The sequence below is a fragment of the Mycobacterium marinum genome, from assembly GCF_003391395.1.
GTDB classification, from domain to species: Bacteria; Actinomycetota; Actinomycetes; order Mycobacteriales; family Mycobacteriaceae; genus Mycobacterium; species Mycobacterium marinum.
In genome coordinates this window covers 5,698,578-5,718,816 of record NZ_CP024190.1, presented here as the reverse complement: position 1 = coordinate 5,718,816, position 20,239 = coordinate 5,698,578, and the positions used below count along the sequence as shown (strand labels likewise).

Below are 20,239 nucleotides of genomic sequence, written 5' to 3'. Positions count from 1 at the left end.
TAAGTGGCCAAGAGGCTAGACCTCAAGGACGTCAACATCTACTACGGGTCGTTTCACGCCGTCGCTGAGGTGTCGCTGTCGATTCTTCCCCGCAGTGTGACGGCGTTCATCGGCCCCTCCGGCTGCGGCAAGACGACCGTGCTGCGCACGCTGAACCGGATGCATGAGGTCATCCCGGGTGCCCGCGTCGAGGGCTCCGTGCTGCTCGACGACGAAAACATCTACGGTCCCGGTATCGACCCGGTGGGGGTGCGCCGGGCGATCGGGATGGTCTTTCAGCGCCCCAACCCTTTTCCCGCGATGTCGATTCGCGACAACGTGGTTGCCGGCCTCAAGCTGCAGGGCGTGCGCAATCGAAAGGTGCTCGACGAAACGGCCGAGTATTCCCTGCGTGGGGCCAACTTGTGGGATGAGGTCAAAGACAGGATGGACAGGCCCGGCGGCGGGCTGTCCGGTGGGCAGCAGCAGCGGTTGTGTATCGCGCGGGCCATCGCGGTACAACCCGACGTGTTGCTGATGGACGAGCCGTGTTCGGCGCTGGATCCCATCTCCACGATGGCGATCGAGGATCTGATCAGCGAATTGAAACAGGAATACACCATCGTGATCGTCACCCACAACATGCAACAGGCCGCCCGGGTGAGCGATCAGACAGCGTTTTTCAACCTGGAAGCCGTGGGCAAACCGGGCCGCCTGATCGAAATCGACGACACCGAAAAGATCTTCTCGAACCCGCGGGAGAAGTCCACCGAGGACTACATCTCGGGCCGTTTCGGCTGACCCGGGTGGCCCGGCCGCCACGGCCGATCGCTGGTCAGCGTGAGTACGTTGGCGATTCGTCCTCGGGGAATCTCCCGGTGGCCTGAAAGATCACCCGCCGCGCCACTTCCACGGCGTGGTCGGCGAAACGTTCGTAGAAGCGGCCCAGCAGCGTCACGTCGACGGCGGCCGCCACGCCGTACTTCCATTCCCGGTCCATCAATACGGTGAACAGATGCCGGTGCAGATCGTCCATCGCGTCGTCTTCTTCGCGGATCCGGGCCGCCTTCTCCGGGTCGCGGGACAACACCACTTCTTGCGCACTGCTCCCCAATTCAACTGCAACCCTGCCCATTTCGGCGAAGTAGCCGTTGACCTCTTCGGGTAGCGCGTGTTGGGGATGACGCCGGCGGGCGATCTTGGCCACGTGCAGGGCCAGGGCCCCCATCCGGTCGATGTCTGCCACCATCTGGATTGCGCTCACGATCGCCCGGAGGTCACCGGCAACCGGTGCCTGCAAGGCCAGCAGCACGAAGGCGCTCTCCTCGGCCCTGGCACTCAGCGTCGCGATCTTCTCGTGGTCAGAGATCACCTGTTCGGCCAGCAGCAGATCGGCTTGTAGCAGGGCCTGAGTCGCCCGCTCCATCGCGATACCTGCCAGCCCACACATCTCACCGAGCCGCTCGGATAGCTCCGAGAGCTGCTCATGGTAGGCCGTCCGCATGTGGTAAGCCTACGTTCTCGACCGCCTAAACGCCGCGAAGCGCGACCCGAAGGGCGCCTACTCGCAGGTGGTGTCGGCGGCGTTGGTCACCGTTAGGTCTTCCGGCAGCTTAATCGGTGGGCTGGTGGAATTGCGGCTGATCTGCACGCTGACCGACGAGCCGCTCGGCGGGGGAGCGGTCACCGCCTTGAAGTCGGCGCCGAGCACCACCTGCACCACCTCGCCGATCCCGGTGACCCGCTCAACCTTGCTGTTGCCGAACGCGGCGGCCACCGTCGCGGCGGCTTGCTCGTTGCCGGGGGCAAAAAGCACCGTCGTGGTCTGCAACGAATTCGGGTAGTCGTCGGGTGCCATCACGTTGAAGCCGTTGCGCTCGAGCTGGCTGGCGGCGGCGGCGGCCAGACCCGTGGTCCCGGTTCCGTTGGAGACCTGCACGGTGACTTCTTGCGGCGAGGTGGTTGTCACCTGTTGGCGCTGAACCTCGTCGGCAGGACTTGCCGGCGGCGCTTTGGGGGCCGTGGTCGGTGCCGTCGTGGTCGGCCGGTTTCCCAACGTCTGGGCGTTGTGATCGTTTTCCAGCGGCAGCGGCTCATCGTCGATGATGGCGCTGAACAGCGCCTTCATGTCGGCCGTTCGCGGGGGCTCGTCGCCGTTCTCATCGGTGATACCGGTGGGCACGGTGACGAACGTGATGTGTCCGGCTGCCATGCCCTGCAGCGACTGACCCAGCTCAACCAGATCCTTGGTCTTGACGTTGTCGACGTAGCTGTCGCCGATGAACATGTCGACCACGTTGTTGAGCTTGTTGAGGTTGAACAGGGTGTCTTCGGAAATCAGCGAACGCAGCAACGACGACAAGAACAGCTGCTGACGTTTGATGCGGCCGTAGTCGCCGTTGCTCTCGGTGGTCACCTGGCGGGCTCGCACATAGTTCAGGGCGGTCGTCCCGTCGATCACCTGGCGCCCAGCGTGTTCGAGCACCGTGCCGATTTCGTAGTCGCGCAGCGGCGTGGTGCTGCACACCTCGACACCACCGAGCGCTTGGACCATCTTGGCGAAGCCGACGAAGTCGATGGCGATGAACCGGTTGATGCTCAACCCGGACAGTTTTTGGATCACCTTCACCAGACACTTGGGCCCGCCGAAGGAGAACGACGAGTTCAGTTTGGTCTCGGTGTAGACCATCCGGGGACCCATCTGTCCCGTCGTCTCGTCATAGATCGGCCCGTACTTGCCGGTGTCGGGGTTCCAGGCCTCGCACTTGACGGGGGTGATCGCCAGGTCGCGGGGGAACGAGACCGCCACCACTCGCTTGCGGTTCGCCGGGATGTTGACCAGCATCACGGTGTCCGACCGCGCCCCGCCGGCGTCCTCGGTGTCACCGGCGCCCACATTGGAATTGGCGCCGGCACGGGTATCCATGCCGACGATCAGGAAATTCTCGTCGCCGTATTGCCCGCTGGGGTTGACGATGTCGCCCGAGTGCGGGTCGAGCGCGCTCACCGTGTTGAGCCGGTTGTTTTTCGACGAACTCCATTCCCACGCCCCGCCGGTGAGCACCAGCGCCAGCACGGCGAACAGCGCCGCCAGCGACCGCCCGGCCAGCAGTATCGGGCGCCGGCGCGATTTCGGCGCGTCCTTACCGGGCCGGGGAGCCTTTGCGGTCGACCTGCGACGCAACCGCGGCCGCCGGGCCCGCGCCGGTGCGGCTGGCTGCTCGCCGGGCGATTCGGGGTCGGACTCGTCGTGCGGATAGTTGGCAGACCCGAGGTCGGGGAGTTCGGAGAGCAGTTGCAGCGAGTAGGCCGGGATAGCGATGACCTCGGTGTCCAGCTGCTCGTCAGGCTCGTGGACCTGGTCCGCGATGTCGGGGGCGGCATCCGCGGGGGTTGGGTCGGGCCCGGATTCCGGTGCGCTGTGGTGGTGGGCCGGATGGGCGGGAACGGGGGCCCCGAGTTTGGCGATCAACTCGGCGACGCTGACACCGCCGTCGATGTGAGAGCCAACCTTCGGGGTGCGCTCGACGTCGTCGTGGGCTTGGCGCGGTTGCGCGCCACCCCGGGTGTCGACCGCCGCGGCGGCCTGCGCCAGGTCGGCGGATCGTGCACTCGACCATCGAACGAGGTCGTCATCGACAGGTGCGGCCGAGAACCGCTCCCACGGCGCGGCGCCTCGCATTTCCTCTCGGTTTGGGGTAATCAATTCATCACCCCGGTGGGTGCCGGAGGCGCGCCGATGGCCAGGAGTGGCGTCCCTTTTGCCATCACCCATGTCCTACCGGCCTCCGAAAGTCTGATGAAGACATCAGTGTTGTCCGTGCGCATACCACAGCGCAGCGCCAAGGTGATGGCGCCGCGCAATGCAATAAAGCCCACATCGTACTGACTTATCGGCGCACACGCGATTTCGAGAGCGTCTCAGTTCGACTGCCGGACGTCGTGGGGGCTAGCCACCGGAGTGCATGACGTCCGCGCCGTCGGGCACCCGGCAGTCATCGGGGTCGTCCAGCCACCCCTCGGGAAGGGCGACTCGGGAGGGTGAACCCTGCCGGCCCCTGGGGCCGTTGGCGGCTTCGGGGAAGGGGACGTCGGGGTCGAGCCGCGTCAGCAGGGAGTCGAGTTCGTCGGAGGTCTTGACCAGCGCCAACGCGCGGCGCAGGTCGGATCCGGCCGGAAATCCGTGCAGGTACCAGGCGACATGCTTGCGGATGTCGCGCATGCCCTTGTCCTCGCCGAAGTGCGCGGCCAGTAGTTCGCCGTGCCGGCGGATGATGTCGGTCACCTCGCCCAGGGTGGGGGGCGTGGGTGCCGGGTTGCCGGTGAAAGCCGCCGACAATTCGGCGAACAGCCACGGCCGGCCCAGGCAGCCGCGACCGATGACAACGCCGTCGCATCCGGTGGCGGCCATCATCGCCAGCGCGTCGCTGGCGTCGTAGATGTCTCCGTTGCCGAGCACCGGGACCGTTCGCACGTGTTGCTTGAGCAGCGCGATCTGCTCCCAATCGGCCGTGCCCGAGTAGCGCTGTGCCGCGGTCCGGGCGTGCAGTGCGACCGCGGCGGCGCCTTCGGCCTCGGCGATGCGGCCGGCATCAAGGTGCGTTTGGTGCGCGTCGTCGATGCCGATGCGGAACTTGACCGTCACCGGTATGCCGGTGCCCTCGACCCCGCGCACCGCGGCGGCGACGATCTGGCCGAACAGCCGCCGCTTGTACGGCAGGGCGGCCCCGCCGCCACGCTTGGTCACCTTGGGGACCGGGCAGCCGAAGTTCATGTCGATGTGATCGGCCAAGCCCTCCTCGGCGATCATGCGGGCCGCAGCGTATGTGGTGTCGGGGTCGACGGTGTAGAGCTGCAGCGACCGGGGCGACTCGTCCGGGGCGAACGTGGTCATGTGCATGGTGACCGGATGGCGCTCGACCAGCGCGCGCGCGGTCACCATCTCACAGACATACAGTCCACTGACCGTGCCGACCTTGGCCTGCTCTAGTTCACGACACAGCGTGCGGAATGCGACATTGGTCACACCAGCCATCGGCGCCAATACAACCGGGCTGGCCAGCTCGATCGGGCCGATGCGCAAAGCCGGAACTACCGCCGGCTCATCGGCAGCTTGCCGGCTGTCTTGTGCAGTTCGAAGGCCGACACCCGCTTGCCGGTACGGGCTTCCCGATCGAGTTGGCGCTGCTTGGACTCCTCGAACTTGTCGCAGGACATCTCGAGTTCCTTGACCAGCAGGGCAAGTTCGTCGCGCATCTTGGCGCCCTCGCCGGTGAAGTCCTCGCGCTCGAAGATGCGCCACTTCTTCAGCACCGGCATGACGACCTCTTCGAGGTGGATGCGCGGGTCGTAGACGCCGCCGACGGCGATGATCACCGCTTTGCGCCGGAACTCGGGCACCTGGAACCCGGGCATCTTGAAGTTGTGCAGGATCAGGTGCAGCGACTTCATCGCCTGGTTGGGCGCCAGATCGAACGCGGCCTCGCTGACATCGCGGTAGAAGATCATGTGCAGGTTCTCGTCGGCCGAGATCTTGGCCATCAGCTGGTCGGCGATGGGATCGTTGCAGGCCTTGCCGGTGTTGCGGTGCGAAACGCGGGTGGCCAGTTCCTGGAAGCTCACGTAGATGACCGAGTCGGTGACGCTCTCGGCGAAATAGTTGCCCTGGTGGTTCTGGCCCGGGCTGAAGCCGCGGTTGACCACCTCGAGACGCAGCTTTTCCAGCTCGAACGGGTCGACGGAGCGGGTCACCACCAGGTAGTCGCGCAGCGCGATGCCGTGTCGGTTCTCCTCGGCGGTCCACCGGTTGACCCACTGGCCCCAGGCGCCGTCCATGCCCATGTTCATCGCGATCTCGCGGTGATAGGAGGGCAGGTTGTCCTCGGTGACCAGGTTCTGCACCATCGCGATCTGGGCGACATCGGAAAGTTTGCTCTGCTCGGGGTCCCAGTCCTGGCCGCCCAGAGCGTAGTAGTTCTTGCCGTCCGACCACGGGATGTAGTCGTGCGGGTTCCAGTTCTTGTGCATGCTGAGGTGCCGGTTGAGGTACTTCTCAACGACCGGTTCAAGCTCGTGCAGCAGGTGTAGGTCGGTCAGCGGGGCCGACATGGCGCCCTCCAGTATCTGTGGTTTTGCGGATTTATCTGTGTCTGTGGGTTGCAGTCAATATATCTGTGTCGATCGGTAGCATCAAGTTTGCGCACGATCGGGCGTGCCACTAGTGGCATCGCATTTCGCGCGAATTTCGAGTCGCAGGCCCTGCGATATTAATCGGCTTAGTCGTGTTGTCGGGCAGCGACTGGGTGTTCGGCTTCACCTCGGTCACGGTGTGGAGCGTAGGCGGCGGCGGTGCCGAGCAACAAATCCACGCAGTAGTCAATAAATTGCTGGCGAGTGGCTCCCAATTGTCCGTTCAAATATGCGGTGAAAAGGCCGGTAAGGGCACCGATCAGGCTGGTGGCGACCAGTTTTTGCAAAACGGGGTCGGCGATTTGAGAGAGTTTGCGTTGCAGTAAATCGATGAAGTTGGGCATCCAGTCCGCGCCGGAGCGCGTCAGCACCGGTTCGACGGCCGGCGCCAAAAGCAGGACGCGACCGCGTACCGGATCATCGACCATCAGTGCAACGAATCGCTCCACGGCGTCTCGGGGGGTATTTGCCGACATAAGCGTCGCCATCGCTCGGGTGCAAACGTCGTCGTAGACTGCGCGTACGAAATGGTCACGGTCGCTAAAGCTTTCATAGAAATAACGCTCGGTGAGTGCCGCTTGGCGGCAGACCGCGCGAACGGTCAGCGCCGGTCCCGCTTCCTCGCCGAGCAATTGAACGCCGGCGGCAATGAGGGTGTCGCGGCGTACGGCGTGGCGATCTTCCAGCGGGACGCCCGTCCAGCGACCCCGTCTTTGACCCGCCTGCACATCCCTCCTAGAATTAAGTGACAACGCGTGTAGTCAAAATTGCTGACATCACCCAACCGCCCGGGGGACACCAGTGACCCAAGATACGTCCGCGGCCTGCCCGCTGACCAGCGCCGAGCCGAAGTCGTCGACGAACTCCGCCGGCCAGGTTGCCGCGCCCGGCGATTCGCAACCCGCAGCAACCGGTTGTCCGGTTTCGCCGCTGGGCTATCAGGCGCCGCCGATCCCGCTGGGGCCGGACTCGTTGACGTGGCGGTATTTCGGCGACTGGCGCGGCATGTTGCAGGGGCCATGGGCGGGATCCATGCAGAACATGCACCCTCAACTGGGCGCGGCCGTCGAGGATCACTCGACGTTTTTTCGTGAGCGCTGGCCCAGGCTGTTGCGGTCGCTCTATCCGATCGGCGGCGTGGTGTTCGACGGCGACCGTGCCCCGGTCACCGGCGCCGAAGTCCGTGACTATCACGTCAACATCAAAGGGGTGGACGCGGCGGGTCGCCGATACCACGCCCTGAACCCGGACGTCTTCTACTGGGCGCACGCCACGTTCTTTGTCGGCACAATTCACGTGGCCGAACGGTTCTGTGGGGGGTTGACCGAAGCGCAGAAGCGCCAGCTGTTCGACGAACACGTGCAGTGGTACCGGATGTATGGCATGAGCATGCGGCCCGTTCCGGCGTCCTGGGAGGAATTCCAGGTCTACTGGGACCACATGTGCTGCAACGTGCTGGAGAACAACTTCGCCGCGCGCGCCGTGCTCGATCTGACCGAACTGCCCAAACCGCCATTTGCGCAACGGGTTCCGGACCGGCTGTGGGCGTTGCAGCGAAAGTTGTTGGCCCCGTTTTTTGTCTGGGTGACCGTCGGTCTTTATGACCCACCGGTGCGAACCCTGATGGGTTATCGGTGGTCGCGGCGCGATGAGTGGCTACACCGGCGCTTCGGGGACCTCGTGCGCCTGATCTTTGCGCTGGTGCCGCGTCGAATGCGCAAGCATCCGCGGGGGCGCGCCGGCTGGGATCGGGCCATGGGGCGTATCCCAGCCGACGCGCCATTGGTGCAGACTCCGGCGCGCAACCTGCCGCCGCTGGACGAGCGTGACAACCCCATGCACTACTGCCCTGAGGTCTGATCCGGCGCGGTGTCAGCTGTGCGCGTGGCTGTGCACGCTTTCCAGGCCCGATTCATGCACGTGCTGATGGGTGTGCTCGGTCCCGTCATCGTGTGAGTGCGCGTGTGCGTGCTCGACGTGTTCGTGCTGATGGGTGGTGTGGGCGTGGCTGTGGGTCACCTCGCCGTGCCGGTGTTCGTGCGCATGCGGCCCGTGGTGGGTGTGCTCATCGGACATGGATTCATCTCCTTTTTCTTTTTGTGTGAAACATGTTGTGGTTCTGAGGGGCTCGGTTAGGCGTCGGTTACGGCCTGCAGCCCACCGTCGGATCGGTGATGGCGGGGGACGCCGGGGCCGGCGTGCTCGGCGTTGAAGACCGCATCGATCACCAACTGCCGCACGTGCTCGTTTTCCAGGCTGTAGAAAATCGTCGTCTTGTCCCGGCGGGTGCGCACCAGCCGCGCCATCCGCAGCTTCGCCAGGTGCTGGGAGACCGACGGTGCGGGCTTGTGGATGTGTTCGGCGAGTTCATTGACCGACATCTCGCGATCGGCCAGCGACCATAGGACCTGCACGCGAGTGGCGTCGGCAAGCATCCGAAACACCTCGACCACCAAGCCCACCTGATCGCCCGGCAAGGGCTGTGATCTGTTATCTGCATGCATACGCAGATAATAGTTCAGATTGTTGGTGTGGTGTCAAGATCACCGGTTGTTGGGCGTCTAGCCGGCCGAGTCGGGGGCCGCCGCGCGCTTCCCGCCGTTGAGCTCCTGCCAGAACCGGTAGACGTTCACGGCTGAGGGGCGCGGGTCGTAGCGCATCGGCAGGCGGCGGTCCTGCCAGGCCTTGGCGAACTCGTCGTAGAAGGTCGCCAGCTCGAAGTACTTGCGGTCGTCGACGTAGTACTGCTCGTAGATGTCGCGGGTGGTCAAAAAGATGACTTCGTCGGGGGAGCAGTAGTAGAGCGAGCCCAGGCACATCGGGCATGGGTGCGCCAGCACGTAGAAGGTGGTCCCGAACAGCTGCTCGGTTCCCAGCTTGGTGCACGCTGCGCGGATGGCGAGGATCTCGGCGTGGGCGGTGGGGTCGTTGGTCTGGGCCACCTTGTTGGCGCTCTCGGCGAGCACCTGGCCGTCTTTGACGATGACCGTCGCGAATGGTCGGCCGCCTTCGGCCACGTTTTGGCGGGCGAGATCGATGGCGCGCTGAGCGAAGTCGGTCACACTTGTCAGCCTAGACCGGGCGCAATCGGCGCAGCCTGTGATACTAACTAGACTATCTATATTCTTTTCCGGGTTTGGGGACGAAGGAGCGGCATGGTGCGTACCGACCGGGATCGTTGGGACCTTGCGACAAGTGTCGGTGCGACGGCGACGATGGTCGCCGCCCAGCGCGCGCTGGCTGCCGACCCGCAGTACGCGCTGATCGATGACCCGTACGCGGCCCCGCTGGTGCGTGCGGTCGGCATCGACGTCTACACCCGGCTGGTGAACGGACAGATTCCGGTTGATGTGGAGTCTGGATTCGATCCGGCCCGGATGGCCGAGGCGATGGCCTGCCGGACCAGGTTCTACGACCAGTTCTTCGTGGAGGCCACCCGAAGCGGGATTTCCCAGGTGGTGATCCTGGCGTCCGGCCTGGATGCGCGCGCCTATCGGCTGGGCTGGCCGGCGGGCACCGTCGTCTATGAGGTCGACATGCCAGAGGTGATCGAGTTCAAGACCCTCATGCTGGCCGATCTTGGGGCCGAGCCGACCGCCGAACGCCGCACGGTTGCGGTCGACCTGCGTGACGATTGGGCGGCCGCGCTGCAGGCCGCCGGATTCGACAAGGACGTGCCCTCGGCATGGAGCGCCGAAGGCCTGCTCGTCTACCTGCCCGATGACGCCCAAGACGCGTTGTTTGACAACATCACCGCGCTCAGCGCTACGGGCAGCCAGCTGGCCTTCGAGTTTGTCCCCGACACGGCGGTTTTCAACGACGAGCGGTGGCGTTCGCACCATGCCCGGATGAGCGAACTGGGGTTCGAGATCGACTTCAACGACCTCGTCTACCACGGTCAGCGCAGCCACGTCATCGACCATCTAGCCCGCGACGGCTGGCAGAGCGCGTCCCACACCGCCAAGGAGCTACACGCGGCCAATGGCTTGGACTATCCCGACGATGACATCGCCGCCGTGTTCGCCGACATCACCTACACCAGCGCGGTGCTCGGGCGCTAAAGGCTGCGCAGCCGGCGCTAGGAGCGCAGCAGTTCATCCCTGAGGCGCGGGGTGATCAGGTCTTGGAAGACCTCCCGCGCGGGACCGTAGAGGTCCTGCAGGGTCGAAACGAGCGCATCCCGGTTGAACTCGGGAATCGAGCCGAGCGGCGTCCAGAAGCTGTCGATGTCCATCAGGAAGAACGGTCCGGTCTGGGCCGCGGTGACGCGACGCAGGTGGTAGTTCGCATCGAGGGCCTGGCCCATGCCCGGGCCGTACCGCAGGATGAGTGACTTGCCGGGCTGCGCCTCCCGATAGACCGCGGCGCCCTGCCACTCGGCCATGGACAGCCCGCCCGGAGCGATGCGTTGCGGACCGAGGAGCTGCTCATCGATCCAGTTGTTCCACGCGATGCGGCCATCGACACCGGCGGGAACCCGGATTTCGAGGACGTACCGCAAGCCGATGCGCTCCACCCCGACGATGGACGACACCTGCGCCCGCGCGTCCGCGACCCGCAGCAGGATGTCGCAGAAATTGTCGAAACTGCTGTAAGCGCTGGTCTCGACGACGATCGCCTGGTTCTTCAGCGACGCGGAAACCGTGTTGTCCCGATTGCCGTAGCGCACGAAACGGTCCGCCACGGGCGTGGGTGCGGCGCCGGGAGCCGTCATGCCCCAACTCACGTCTTGGGCTTGACGTTCGATCGGCAAGTCGTTGATGAGAAGGTGCTTGAGTTCGCGGCTGCTTGATTCGGTGAGCGAATCCGTTGCCGGGTGCCGAATTTCCGCGGTCACCAGAGCAACGGGTGCGTTGGGTTGGACTCCATCGGGATTCATCTCGGGAAGCATAGCCGGAGCATAACCAAGCGCTGGCGGGTTCTAAACGCCGCCCAAGGCTGGACGTGGCCGAAACTGTGAAGTGATCGTGCCCACTCTCATCGGCCGCGGATCGAACCCGGTCGATTCGCGCCTGTGGCCCGCCTCGGGATCGGCCGGCTCCGTGAAACGACCGATCCCGCGCAGGGAATCGGCCGAGTTCACGGCCCGTTTGAGTGCCCCCACTAGGACTCGAACCTAGGACCTGCGGATTAAAAGTCCGTAGCTCTACCAACTGAGCTATAGGGGCTGCGGAGGTCAAGGATACTGGGTCCGAAATGGGGGCTCGTTTGAGGATTGGCCCTGTGGTGACCTAAGCTAGCGAGGCTTCCAACGAACCACGTTGCGAGTGCCCCGGAGTGATTCGGTTCGGGCCCCCATCGTCTAGTGGCCTAGGACGCCGCCCTTTCACGGCGGTAGCACGGGTTCGAATCCCGTTGGGGGTACACGCGACGCGGTAACGCGGAGCGAAGCAGTACAGCAAGGCCCTGTGGCGCAGTTGGTTAGCGCGCCGCCCTGTCACGGCGGAGGTCGCGGGTTCGAGTCCCGTCAGGGTCGCCGATTACGGCGAGGCACATGCTGCCTTGGGGCCAGGTAGCTCAGTCGGTACGAGCGTCCGCCTGAAAAGCGGAAGGTCGGCGGTTCGATCCCGCCCCTGGCCACAAATCTTTACCTGCATTGACACGGATCTTGCACTCGGTTGTCAGTTTTCTTTGTCCGGTTCTTGTCCGGTCTTCGGTGTATGAATCTCGGTCGCGTGAAGCTGATCGAGGTTCGTTGCGACCTGGTCCAGCTCGTCGGCATAAAGGTCGCTGTAGATGTTTGCGGTCACGGTCGGCGTCGAGTGGCCCATGGTCTTCTGGACGTATCTGAGGTCGGCGCCGGACTTGCGGGCCAGGCTCGCGTAGGTGTGGCGTAGATCGTGGATGGTCAGCGGCGCCAGGTCGGTCTTCGTGAGGGCTTTGTTCCAGTGCGTGTGCCTGCGCCAGTTGTTCGACCGCAGCATCGCGCCATTGGGCGAGGTGACGGCAGGCTCATCCGATTCCCGACCGCCGATCCTCGTTTTGAGGATGTCGGCGACAACTTGGGGGAGTGGGACGGTACGGATACCGGCTCGGGTCTTAGGCGGCCCGATGACGATGTGGCCTTCTACTTCAGGTGCTGCGCGACGGACGTAGAGGCGACGGGCGCTGAGATCGATGTCCTTGACCCGGAGGCCGACGAGTTCGGACCAGCGCAGGCCGGTGTAGGCAAGGATGGTCACAACGTCGCCCTGATCCCCGCAGGCGGTAGCGAGCCTCTGGACTTCCTGAGCGGTCAGATACCGATGCCGTTCGCGCTCGGGAATGCGGCCAGCCGAGACGCCGAGGGCGGGGTTGCGGTGGATGCGGCCGTCCTGGTGTGCGACGTCGAGAATCGACCGCAGAAGACGCAGCGTGGATACCTTCGCCCACGGGCCGACTGTCAGTCCGTCAACGAAGGCTTGGACGTCGGCGCGGGTGATCTCGTCGACGGGTACGTGACCGAACCGCGGTTTGATCCGCAGCTCCCAGTGCTGGGTGTAGCCACTCCAAGTCTTTGGTGAGACCGCCGGTTTCTTGGTGTCGGAGAACTGCGTCCAGATCCTGCTGAGCGGCGTTCGGCCCAGACGGGGATCGAACCGTCGGGCGCCGAGCGCGGCCTCGTTGTCGCGCTCGGACTTGAAGGCCTTCGCCTCCCGCAGGGTCGGGAACGTCGCGGACGTTTCGACCCAGCCGGATGGGGCGTCGGGGTCACGGATCAGATAGCGGACTTGATAGCGGGGCTCCCCGGCAGCGTTGAGGCGTTTCCGAATGCCGCGCGGGGTGTTGCCGGCCATTACCGGCGCACCTGCTTGAGCCAGGACCGGACTTCGGCCGCATCCCAGCGCCGAACCCGCTCCGAGAGCGTGTAGCAGGGCGGTCCGATCTGCTCTCCCGTCGTCTCGCGGAGAGCAGCCCAACGGTTGAGCGTCGCGGCGGAGACGCCGAGCAGCGCCGACACCTGATCTGCAGTCAGAAGCTCAGGAAAGCTGCCGGTGGATACGAGGGCCTCCCGAAGGCCGTGAATCACCATGGCATCACCTCGCTGCTTGGATTGAGTCGGACCCGTTATTCACTGCGCTGCCCTCCTGCGGTCCTTGACCTTCCGTATTGCCGCGCAGTGGAGCGGATCTGGTCGTCAGACCAGTAGTCGGATCGGACTTTGGCGACGTGGCCGTCCTCGGCGATGACATAGCCGGTGCCGGGTCTGTCGGGTCTGATTCGGTGCGCCGGAGCTTTGTCGGCCATCCCGTCGCCGAGGACCATCGCGACTTCTTCGCGCGATCGCAGTCGAAGCGCGATGGTTTGGGTGAACAGTCCTCGCATCGGCAGGACTTCCTTGCGAGGGTCCTGTAGGAACGCGGCGACCACGACTCCCAGCCCTCGGCTCTTGGTGAGAATTCGTGACAACGAGGCAGCCGCTTCTTTGCGCAGGGCCGGGTCACTCATGTACGCGGTCAGTCCGGCCAGCTCGTCGATCAGCAGCACGACGAGCGGTGAGGCCTTGCTTGGACGGTACTCGCGCGTGTGGCCTGCCATCTCCTTACCGCGCTTGTCCATCAGCATCTCCAGCCCAGCAAGGGTTTCCACGGCGTCGGCCTCTGTGGTGGCGATCTTGGTGAACAGATCGGATCCGACTGACAACTCGATGCCGTACTTCAGATCGATTCCGATCAGATGGACCAGCCCGGCGGCCGTGGCAGGAGCGAGCCCGCCGGCGATTCCCCAGAAGATGGAACCTTTGCCTGAGCCTGAGCAGCCCACGGTGAGGGTGTGCAGTCCGATCAGCGGGAGGGTCCAGGCGGAACCGTCTTCGCGTCGTCCGAGCGTCACTCGTGTTGTTGCGACAGCCGTTGGAGGCACCGCGTGACGTACCGTCGACAACTGTTCTCGCTTGATCAGCTCGATCCGCAGGGTCCCCGGCGAGACGACGACTGCCCGCGCTGAATGTGCACGAGCAGCGTCACGGATCGCAGGAACAGCCCGCTCCAGGTCCTCCACGGTCTGTCCCATCCTCGCCCGTACTGTGAGATGCAGGGCGGTGTGAGACACCTCTGTTCCCAACAGCTTTGGATGGACCCAACGTGTCGACGTGACCTGTCGCCCTTCCTTATCGCGACGTGTCAACTGCTCGGAGGCGGATAAGCCGCAGTGTTTGCAGAGCCTGCGCCAGGAGGCGTAAGCCCACAGTCGCCAACTCAGCAGTCTGACCGGTATTGCGAACCGTTCTTCGAACGTCTCGGGTGAGTGCAGTCGCCAGTAGATGAGAACGGCGGCACCGACTCCCACGATGATCACCGCCCACAGGCCGAGGGTGGTCAGGAAATTCAGGACGTGGTCGAGCCGGAAAGGGGTGTCGGGATCGAGCTGCGCGTACGGATCGGGATTCATGCCGACTCCCGGTTTGCCGTTGCGTTCGTGGACGGCTTGCCCGGTGCCCTCATCTCGGAGGCTCGAAATGACCAGGCGATCCGGGAGAAGTCACCCGACTTCTCGACGTATGGGAGCGCCATGAGCCCGTCGAAAACTACTGGGGTAAAGGGTGTTCCGCTGGAATTGGCGGGCGCAGACGGCTGTGTGGGAGAGGCGAACTTGACCGTCACTGTTCGGCTGCGCTTCGGTGCCGCCGGATCACCGTCGAGCACTTCGACCTGCCACATCGGCAAGCCGGTATCGCGGTCTCTCGCCTGCACGCGGTTCTCGCCAGAGGACTTGTCGAAGTCGATCATCGGCGTCACCTCGGAGACGAGGAACGCGCCGAGGGCGAACGCCTGGTCGTGGCCGATCTGGAGCCATTTGGGGATGGACATTGCTGAACCTTTCGAGGGGATTGAGCTAGATGACTACTCAACCTAGTCGTCTAGAGGAGTAAGTCAAGCGTGCTGATGCATTTGGTCGTTTCGCGACGTTTCAGCGCGCTGAAAAGTCGTATTCCAGCAGGTAGGCCGATGCCACCTTCACCGTGTCGCACACTTCGACGGCTACATCGTCGGTGTCATAGGCCGTGCGGACCACGGTGAGAACAGGTGCGCCGGGCGGAAGTTGCAAGGCACGGCGTTCCTCAGGGGTGGGCATTCGAGCGCCGACCTCTTCGGTGAACCGCGCGAGGGTGTGACCAGCTTCTTCGAGACGCGCGTATATGCCGCCTGGTCCGGTATCGGTCTGCTCGATCTTGGTGCCCTTGGCGAAGGTGGCGGGAATGTAGGAGGTCGCCGTTTCGACCGGCTTGCCATCGGCAAGGTAGCGCCGTGAGCGAACCACGACTTCATCATCAGATGCCAGTCGAAGGCGTTCGGCAACAACAGAATCCGGCCTCTCGCGGGTCACGGTGATGTTGTCAACCTGAGGCGTGTAACCGGACTTCTCCGCTTCGACGGTGAACGCGGCTTTGCCGCTGGCGCGATGTTGCCGCGCGAAGCGATCGGAGGCGAGCCGCCTAATTGGGGGAGCGGGTCGCACAAACACACCGCGGCCGTGCTCGGAGATCACCAGGCCTTCGGCGCGCAGTTCCTGCACTGCCTGGCGGACTGTCATGCGGGCGACCCCGAAATGCTCGATCAGCTCAGCCTCGGAGGGTAGACGTGCCCCCGCTTCTAGCTGGCCAGACATGATGGAGTCCCGCAACATGGTGGCGATCTGCCGATACGGCGGCTTATCGTCCGCCCGGTCGATCTGGCCAAGTTGCACCACCTGAGAGCCTTCCCATACATGTCTAGGCGACTAGTCTAGGGAAACGACACGTCCCCTGTCACTAACTGGAGTCGGCCGCAGAGGAGTCTTTCGCATGGCAGCCACACCGAAACACTCGGTCAGCGTCGCCGGCGTTGTGGTCCGCGATGACGGCCGCGTCCTTGTCATCAAGCGCGACGACAACGGTCACTGGGAGGCGCCAGGGGGAGTCCTCGAACTCGACGAGTCGTTTGAGGCAGGTGTTCGGCGTGAGGTGCTGGAGGAGACCGGACTTGAGGTCACGGTGGAGAGGCTGACCGGCGTCTACAAGAACTTGACTCACGGAATTGTCGCGTTGGTGTACCGATGTCGGCCTTCTGGCGGCGAGCCGCACGAGACCGAGGAGGCTTGTGAAATCCGTTGGATGACAACAGAAGAAGCGCGGTCGGCGATGGTGCCGGCATTTGGGGTGCGTGTGCTAGATGCCTTCGGAGACACAGCGGAATCGCGAACTCACGACGGTGTCAACCTCATCACCTAGTACGCAGTTGAGCGTCTCACCCCAAGACATTCACCGATAGCTTGACGGCACTCGTGTACATCCATCTTCAAGCCTGGTGGTCAGCCCGGGGTGGACTTTGCCCGGGGTGCACCAAGGCGATGGCCGAGATACCTCGTCGGTGGCTGTCCCCGTAGCTCCCAACGTGAATGACGGTCCTCTGTGAATTTACAAGTCGCAAGTGATATCGCGGCTCACCCTCGTTCGCGCTGGCACCCCTACCTGGCCCAGACATCGATACGACAACACCATGACACGGTCGAAAATTCTCCTTTTCTTCCGGCAGCTGGTTAGGCTGGATGGAGACATTCGCATATGTGCTATCTGCGTCGACAGGGCGATTCGCCTGCAGCTTTACCGGCTTCGAGTAAGGAAACGGTCTACTGTGAAGAGTGTTGTATTCTTCAATAACAAGGGTGGGGTAGGCAAGACCACGCTAGCCTGCAATGTTGCCTCCCACCTTTCTCGCGTTCAATCTCTTCGTGTGCTCCTGATCGATTGCGATCCCCAGTGCAATACGACTCAACTAGTGCTCGACAACGATCAATGGTTAGCGATGTATTGGAATGGCCAGGGATCGGCGCAAGGCACCATAATCGATGTAGTTGGACCGATAGAACTCGGTGATTCGGATATAAAGCAGCACGTCGAACCGGTAAAGTCGTCGAGAAATCGATTCAGGGTCGACTTATTGCCGGGCCATCCGCGGATGTCTATTATCGAAGATCTGCTCAGCCGATCCTGGAGTGAAGCAGCAGGCGGAGATATAGGTGGGATACGCCGGACGAATTGGGTTACTTCGCTATGTCGCGAATATGAAGAGCGGTACGATCTTGTAATCTTTGATGTAGGACCTAGCCTAGGCTCTCTAAACCGAACCATTCTGATCGGTGCCGAGTACTTCGTCACTCCCATGGGTGCCGATATTTTCTCGATAGTTGGTGTGCGTAATATTGCAGAGTGGTTGCGTAATTGGCTCGGGATCTATACGACTGGATTAGGCCTATGCGATGGGCGCCACCCAGGTGCTTTGGAAAAATTCAATATTTCAACCTCTGGATCTATTGCAGCTTTGTTCGCTGGTTATACGGTCCAGCAGTACATCACAAAGTCAAAGAAAGGTGTACGGAGGCCCACCCAGGCATTCGAGAAGATTCTTTCCGAAATCCCGAACGAGGTTCAAAACAGCCTAGGTGAGTTCATGCCAGCCGGATTAGATATATCCACCTTAAGGCTCGGGGACGTTCCGAATATGTACAGTCTCATCCCGCTTGCTCAGTCAGTTAATGCGCCGATCGCGGCTCTGCAGAGTGCCGATGGACTCGCCGGCGGCCAGTACGGCCAGCAACAGAATTACATTCACAACATTGAAGTCGTCAGTGAAGCGCTCGCGCGAAATGTCGGTGTGTAGATGGCCATTACATGGTCGCAGTCGCTGCTGACAGAAATTGCAGAGCGTCGTTGCGTTGTCGTCTTAGGGGCCGGTGCGTCAGCATCCTCCGCCAATGCAAGTGGATCACGGCCGGATAATTGGGAGTCTTTCCTGAAAAAGGGCTTGCAACGTGTAGATAGCGAAGACGATCGTAAGGCGGCGGAGGAGCAGTTGGCGAAGGGCGCCTTCCTTGATGCAGCGCAAATACTAGTTGATTCGCTCGACTCAGCTGACTTCGGTATGTTTCTGCGCCGGGAGTTGGAGGATCCCGGGTATCAGCCGTCAGAACTCCACAAGCTTGTCTTAAGGATCGACCCCAAAATCGTCATAACGACCAACTACGACCGGATCTACGAGTCACTGGTCTCTGTGGGGCCCGCAGCGGCTGGTTACAATGTATGTAGGTATTACGAAGATCATCTAGTAAATGATCTTCGTTCTAATAGAAGGCTCATTATCAAGGCGCATGGGTGCGTATCAAATCCCCAGAAAATCGTGTTAACGAGAATGCAGTACTTTGCAGCTCGGCGAGATTACCCGCAATTCTTTGCCGCTCTCGACGCAATCTTCTTGACAAATACGCTGCTTTTCGTCGGTTCGGGATTCAATGGTGATCCAGACATCGAGTTGCTGTTGCAGAACGTGAACATATCAGCACCAAGCCAACATACGCATTTCGCCATTGTTGAGGCTGGCCGTCACACTTCAGTGCGGCGAGCGATCGAGGAAACGCACAATATTAGATTCTTGGAATATCCGACAGGCCAGCATCAAGAAGTGATCGACGCGCTGCAGCGATTGGCAGATGATGTTGATTCCTACAGAGCCGTATCCGCTGAGTAGTCGCCAGATCCCCGTATCCAGGGACATGTGGCGCTGGATCTACGGCGTGCCGTCTGCCGACGCCGCCTCCAGTGCGGCGGCGACGGCTTCGAACTCAGCCAAAGCGGCGGTCAGATCCTCGACGATCTCCCGCGCGATGATCTCGGGAGCCGGCAGGTTTTCAGCATCCTCTAGTGATTCGTCCCGAAGCCAGGTGATGTCAAGGTTGGCCTTGTCGCGGGCCACAAGTTCGTCGTAGTCGAATGACTTCCATCGCTCCGATTCCACCCGCTCATCGCGAGGCTTTCCGCTGAGATAGGAGTCGACGAAATCATCAAGGTGGTGTCGTCGCAAGGGGTTCTGCTTGAGAGTGAAGTGCTGGTTTGTGCGCAAGTCGTAAACCCACAGCTTGGTGGTCCATGGCTGTTCAGCGGCTGGCCTCTTGTCAAAGAACAAGACATTGGCTTTCACGCCCTGGGCGTAAAAGAGTCCCGTGGGCAGTCGCAGCATCGTGTGAAGATCGAAGTCGGCCAATAGCTTCCGCCGCAGAGTCTCTCCCGCGCCGCCTTCGAAAAGCACGTTGTCCGGCAATACGACGGCGGCCCGGCCGTTGATGTCGAGGATCGTCATGATGTGCTGCAGGAAATTCAGCTGCTTGTTGCTGGTGGTGACGACGAAGTCTTGGCGTTCGATCTCGATGTCCTCCCGCACTTCGCGACCATCGGCTCCCACCATCGTCAATGATGATTTGCGACCGAACGGAGGATTGGACAGCACCACCTTCCAGCGCGGGCCGGGATCAGTGATCAGCGCGTCTTTGACCTCGATGAGTGAATCGCCGTCCGGTGTGCCGATACCGTGCAGTAGCAGATTCATGGCGGCCAGACGGGCGGTGCCGTCGACCAGTTCGTAGCCGGTGACGAACTTGTCACGCAGGTGCCTGCGCTGAGTCGGCGTCAAATTTTCGGCGTCGGCGGCCGCGTGTTCGTGTGCAACGAGCAGGAATCCGCCGGTGCCGCACGCGGGGTCGACGACGGCATCGGCCACGGTCGGGTTGATGACGTCGACGATGGCGCGGATGAGGTCGCGCGGGGTGAAGTACTGGCCGGCGCCGGATCCTTTATCGGAGGCGCCTTTGGACAGCAATTCCTCGTAGGCATCGCCCTTGAGGTCAGTACCGGACGCCGACCAATCCTCCTTGTCGATCAGATCGACGATTAGGCGCTTGAGCTTGGCCGGATCCTGGATCCTGTTCTGCGCCTTGCGAAAAATAGTACCGAGGGTTCCCGGTCGCTGCGCGAGCCCGACTAGAATCTCCGTGTATTGAACCTCGAGGGCGGTGCCGTCCTTATCCAGCAGACGTTGCCAGGAAAATTCGTCGGGCACGATCTTCTGCGGGTTGAGGTTCCTAGTCGCACGCTCGTGAGCCATCTTCAGGAACAGCAGATAGGTCAGCTGCTCGGTGTACTCGATTACGCCGACGCCGTCGTCTCGCAGGACATTGCAGTACGACCACAGCTTGTCGACGAGGCGGCGAGAGTTAGACACGGGTCTCAATTCTGCTTTACAGACGAGGGACAGGTTAGGGGTGCCGCGATAGATCCAGCCAC

21 protein-coding genes and 4 tRNA genes are annotated in these 20,239 nt (G+C 62.5%); 9 read left to right on the top strand and 16 right to left on the bottom strand.

Annotation, left to right across the window (positions count from 1 at the left end):
* The first annotated feature begins 3 nt into the window (after nucleotides 1–3).
* A complete protein-coding gene (pstB, locus tag CCUG20998_RS24165) occupies nucleotides 4–780 on the top strand; it encodes a phosphate ABC transporter ATP-binding protein PstB (RefSeq protein ID WP_011738774.1) in 777 nt (258 codons plus the stop codon).
* 34 nt (nucleotides 781–814) lie between these two features.
* Here the strand turns inward: pstB and phoU are convergent, their stop codons facing one another.
* The 5 genes from phoU to CCUG20998_RS24140 all read right to left on the bottom strand — a co-directional run bounded on the left by phoU (nucleotide 815) and on the right by CCUG20998_RS24140 (nucleotide 6,896).
* Entirely contained in the window at nucleotides 815–1,483 is a 669-nt protein-coding gene (gene phoU / locus CCUG20998_RS24160) for a phosphate signaling complex protein PhoU (RefSeq protein ID WP_036456718.1), read from the bottom strand.
* Nucleotides 1,484–1,540: 57 nt separating this feature from the next.
* On the bottom strand, nucleotides 1,541–3,661 hold the full coding sequence (locus CCUG20998_RS24155; RefSeq protein ID WP_036456719.1) for an LCP family protein: 2,121 nt from the start codon (nucleotides 3,659–3,661) through the stop codon (nucleotides 1,541–1,543).
* Between the two features lie 267 nt (nucleotides 3,662–3,928).
* Complete coding sequence (dusB, locus tag CCUG20998_RS24150) at nucleotides 3,929–5,014, bottom strand: tRNA dihydrouridine synthase DusB (protein ID WP_373145217.1); 1,086 nt, start codon at nucleotides 5,012–5,014, stop codon at nucleotides 3,929–3,931.
* Between the two features lie 56 nt (nucleotides 5,015–5,070).
* Nucleotides 5,071–6,087 carry an acyl-ACP desaturase gene (locus tag CCUG20998_RS24145; RefSeq protein WP_020730781.1) on the bottom strand — a complete coding sequence of 339 codons (1,017 nt, stop codon included), beginning with the start codon at nucleotides 6,085–6,087 and terminating at the stop codon, nucleotides 5,071–5,073.
* Nucleotides 6,088–6,254: 167 nt separating this feature from the next.
* Nucleotides 6,255–6,896 (bottom strand): TetR/AcrR family transcriptional regulator, encoded by a 642-nt coding sequence (locus CCUG20998_RS24140; RefSeq protein ID WP_011738778.1) that lies wholly within the window; start codon nucleotides 6,894–6,896, stop codon nucleotides 6,255–6,257.
* Between the two features lie 73 nt (nucleotides 6,897–6,969).
* Here CCUG20998_RS24140 and CCUG20998_RS24135 point away from each other — a divergent pair, with 73 nt between their 5' ends.
* The gene (locus tag CCUG20998_RS24135) at nucleotides 6,970–8,028 is read left to right on the top strand and encodes an oxygenase MpaB family protein (protein WP_020730783.1); all 1,059 of its coding nucleotides are present in this window, start codon (nucleotides 6,970–6,972) and stop codon (nucleotides 8,026–8,028) included.
* Nucleotides 8,029–8,040: 12 nt separating this feature from the next.
* Here CCUG20998_RS24135 and CCUG20998_RS24130 read toward each other — a convergent pair whose 3' ends face one another.
* From CCUG20998_RS24130 to CCUG20998_RS24120, 3 genes are read right to left on the bottom strand one after another with little or no spacing between them, the layout of a single operon-like run.
* Nucleotides 8,041–8,244: a hypothetical protein gene (locus CCUG20998_RS24130; protein WP_020730784.1), complete on the bottom strand. Its 204-nt coding sequence runs from the start codon at nucleotides 8,242–8,244 to the stop codon at nucleotides 8,041–8,043.
* A 56-nt stretch (nucleotides 8,245–8,300) separates the two neighbouring features.
* On the bottom strand, nucleotides 8,301–8,672 hold the full coding sequence (locus CCUG20998_RS24125; protein WP_050674630.1) for an ArsR/SmtB family transcription factor: 372 nt from the start codon (nucleotides 8,670–8,672) through the stop codon (nucleotides 8,301–8,303).
* Between the two features lie 57 nt (nucleotides 8,673–8,729).
* Nucleotides 8,730–9,230 (bottom strand): nucleoside deaminase, encoded by a 501-nt coding sequence (locus CCUG20998_RS24120; RefSeq protein ID WP_020730785.1) that lies wholly within the window; start codon nucleotides 9,228–9,230, stop codon nucleotides 8,730–8,732.
* A 93-nt stretch (nucleotides 9,231–9,323) separates the two neighbouring features.
* Here CCUG20998_RS24120 and CCUG20998_RS24115 point away from each other — a divergent pair, with 93 nt between their 5' ends.
* Entirely contained in the window at nucleotides 9,324–10,229 is a 906-nt protein-coding gene (locus tag CCUG20998_RS24115; protein WP_020730786.1) for an SAM-dependent methyltransferase, read from the top strand.
* A gap of 17 nt (nucleotides 10,230–10,246) precedes the next feature.
* Here CCUG20998_RS24115 and CCUG20998_RS24110 read toward each other — a convergent pair whose 3' ends face one another.
* Both CCUG20998_RS24110 and CCUG20998_RS24105 read right to left on the bottom strand, forming a co-directional pair.
* Nucleotides 10,247–11,059 (bottom strand): TIGR04255 family protein, encoded by an 813-nt coding sequence (locus CCUG20998_RS24110; protein WP_020730787.1) that lies wholly within the window; start codon nucleotides 11,057–11,059, stop codon nucleotides 10,247–10,249.
* Between the two features lie 204 nt (nucleotides 11,060–11,263).
* Nucleotides 11,264–11,336, bottom strand: a tRNA-Lys gene (locus CCUG20998_RS24105).
* A gap of 123 nt (nucleotides 11,337–11,459) precedes the next feature.
* Between CCUG20998_RS24105 and CCUG20998_RS24100 the strand changes: the two genes are divergently transcribed.
* From CCUG20998_RS24100 to CCUG20998_RS24090, 3 genes are all read left to right on the top strand, one after another.
* Nucleotides 11,460–11,532 (top strand) — tRNA-Glu (locus tag CCUG20998_RS24100).
* 38 nt (nucleotides 11,533–11,570) lie between these two features.
* A tRNA-Asp gene (locus CCUG20998_RS24095) sits at nucleotides 11,571–11,644 on the top strand.
* A 30-nt stretch (nucleotides 11,645–11,674) separates the two neighbouring features.
* Nucleotides 11,675–11,748: transfer RNA gene (locus CCUG20998_RS24090), tRNA-Phe, on the top strand.
* Nucleotides 11,749–11,789: 41 nt separating this feature from the next.
* On the opposite strand, the gene CCUG20998_RS24085 is transcribed toward CCUG20998_RS24090, so the two are convergent.
* The 5 genes from CCUG20998_RS24085 to CCUG20998_RS24065 form a co-directional block, all read right to left on the bottom strand.
* On the bottom strand, nucleotides 11,790–12,944 hold the full coding sequence (locus tag CCUG20998_RS24085; protein ID WP_020730788.1) for a tyrosine-type recombinase/integrase: 1,155 nt from the start codon (nucleotides 12,942–12,944) through the stop codon (nucleotides 11,790–11,792).
* Complete coding sequence (locus CCUG20998_RS24080; RefSeq protein WP_005139256.1) at nucleotides 12,944–13,180, bottom strand: helix-turn-helix transcriptional regulator; 237 nt, start codon at nucleotides 13,178–13,180, stop codon at nucleotides 12,944–12,946. The genes CCUG20998_RS24085 and CCUG20998_RS24080 overlap by 1 nt, the downstream gene beginning before the upstream one ends.
* A 35-nt stretch (nucleotides 13,181–13,215) precedes the next feature.
* On the bottom strand, nucleotides 13,216–14,538 hold the full coding sequence (locus tag CCUG20998_RS24075) for an FtsK/SpoIIIE domain-containing protein (RefSeq protein ID WP_020730789.1): 1,323 nt from the start codon (nucleotides 14,536–14,538) through the stop codon (nucleotides 13,216–13,218).
* Nucleotides 14,535–14,957: a hypothetical protein gene (locus CCUG20998_RS24070; RefSeq protein ID WP_020730790.1), complete on the bottom strand. Its 423-nt coding sequence runs from the start codon at nucleotides 14,955–14,957 to the stop codon at nucleotides 14,535–14,537. Before CCUG20998_RS24070 ends, CCUG20998_RS24075 begins: the two co-directional genes overlap by 4 nt.
* Before the next feature lie 100 nt (nucleotides 14,958–15,057).
* Entirely contained in the window at nucleotides 15,058–15,837 is a 780-nt protein-coding gene (locus CCUG20998_RS24065; protein WP_020730791.1) for a GntR family transcriptional regulator, read from the bottom strand.
* Nucleotides 15,838–15,931: 94 nt separating this feature from the next.
* Here CCUG20998_RS24065 and CCUG20998_RS24060 point away from each other — a divergent pair, with 94 nt between their 5' ends.
* From CCUG20998_RS24060 to CCUG20998_RS24050, 3 genes are all read left to right on the top strand, one after another.
* Nucleotides 15,932–16,357, top strand: coding sequence for an NUDIX hydrolase (locus CCUG20998_RS24060; RefSeq protein WP_020730792.1), 426 nt, complete (start codon nucleotides 15,932–15,934; stop codon nucleotides 16,355–16,357).
* 403 nt (nucleotides 16,358–16,760) lie between these two features.
* Nucleotides 16,761–17,786 (top strand): ParA family protein, encoded by a 1,026-nt coding sequence (locus CCUG20998_RS24055; protein WP_036457048.1) that lies wholly within the window; start codon nucleotides 16,761–16,763, stop codon nucleotides 17,784–17,786.
* On the top strand, nucleotides 17,787–18,650 hold the full coding sequence (locus CCUG20998_RS24050; RefSeq protein ID WP_081651096.1) for an SIR2 family NAD-dependent protein deacylase: 864 nt from the start codon (nucleotides 17,787–17,789) through the stop codon (nucleotides 18,648–18,650).
* Between the two features lie 39 nt (nucleotides 18,651–18,689).
* Here the strand turns inward: CCUG20998_RS24050 and CCUG20998_RS24045 are convergent, their stop codons facing one another.
* The gene (locus CCUG20998_RS24045; protein WP_020730795.1) at nucleotides 18,690–20,177 is read right to left on the bottom strand and encodes a type I restriction-modification system subunit M; all 1,488 of its coding nucleotides are present in this window, start codon (nucleotides 20,175–20,177) and stop codon (nucleotides 18,690–18,692) included.
* Nucleotides 20,178–20,239 lie beyond the last annotated feature (62 nt).

Bases quoted from the DNA above. Each gene is read 5' to 3' on its own strand.
- phoU (WP_036456718.1), bottom strand. From the start codon at position 1,483: ATGCGGACGGCCTACCATGAGCAGCTCTCGGAGCTATCCGAGCGGCTC.
- CCUG20998_RS24155 (WP_036456719.1), bottom strand. From the start codon at position 3,661: ATGCGAGGCGCCGCGCCGTGGGAGCGGTTCTCGGCCGCACCTGTCGAT.
- dusB (WP_373145217.1), bottom strand. From the start codon at position 5,014: ATGGCTGGTGTGACCAATGTCGCATTCCGCACGCTGTGTCGTGAACTA.
- CCUG20998_RS24145 (WP_020730781.1), bottom strand. From the start codon at position 6,087: ATGTCGGCCCCGCTGACCGACCTACACCTGCTGCACGAGCTTGAACCG.
- CCUG20998_RS24130 (WP_020730784.1), bottom strand. From the start codon at position 8,244: ATGTCCGATGAGCACACCCACCACGGGCCGCATGCGCACGAACACCGG.
- CCUG20998_RS24125 (WP_050674630.1), bottom strand. From the start codon at position 8,672: ATGCATGCAGATAACAGATCACAGCCCTTGCCGGGCGATCAGGTGGGC.
- CCUG20998_RS24115 (WP_020730786.1), top strand. From the start codon at position 9,324: ATGGTGCGTACCGACCGGGATCGTTGGGACCTTGCGACAAGTGTCGGT.
- CCUG20998_RS24110 (WP_020730787.1), bottom strand. From the start codon at position 11,059: ATGCTTCCCGAGATGAATCCCGATGGAGTCCAACCCAACGCACCCGTT.
- CCUG20998_RS24085 (WP_020730788.1), bottom strand. From the start codon at position 12,944: ATGGCCGGCAACACCCCGCGCGGCATTCGGAAACGCCTCAACGCTGCC.
- CCUG20998_RS24080 (WP_005139256.1), bottom strand. From the start codon at position 13,180: ATGGTGATTCACGGCCTTCGGGAGGCCCTCGTATCCACCGGCAGCTTT.
- CCUG20998_RS24075 (WP_020730789.1), bottom strand. From the start codon at position 14,538: ATGAATCCCGATCCGTACGCGCAGCTCGATCCCGACACCCCTTTCCGG.
- CCUG20998_RS24070 (WP_020730790.1), bottom strand. From the start codon at position 14,957: ATGTCCATCCCCAAATGGCTCCAGATCGGCCACGACCAGGCGTTCGCC.
- CCUG20998_RS24060 (WP_020730792.1), top strand. From the start codon at position 15,932: ATGGCAGCCACACCGAAACACTCGGTCAGCGTCGCCGGCGTTGTGGTC.
- CCUG20998_RS24050 (WP_081651096.1), top strand. From the start codon at position 17,787: ATGGCCATTACATGGTCGCAGTCGCTGCTGACAGAAATTGCAGAGCGT.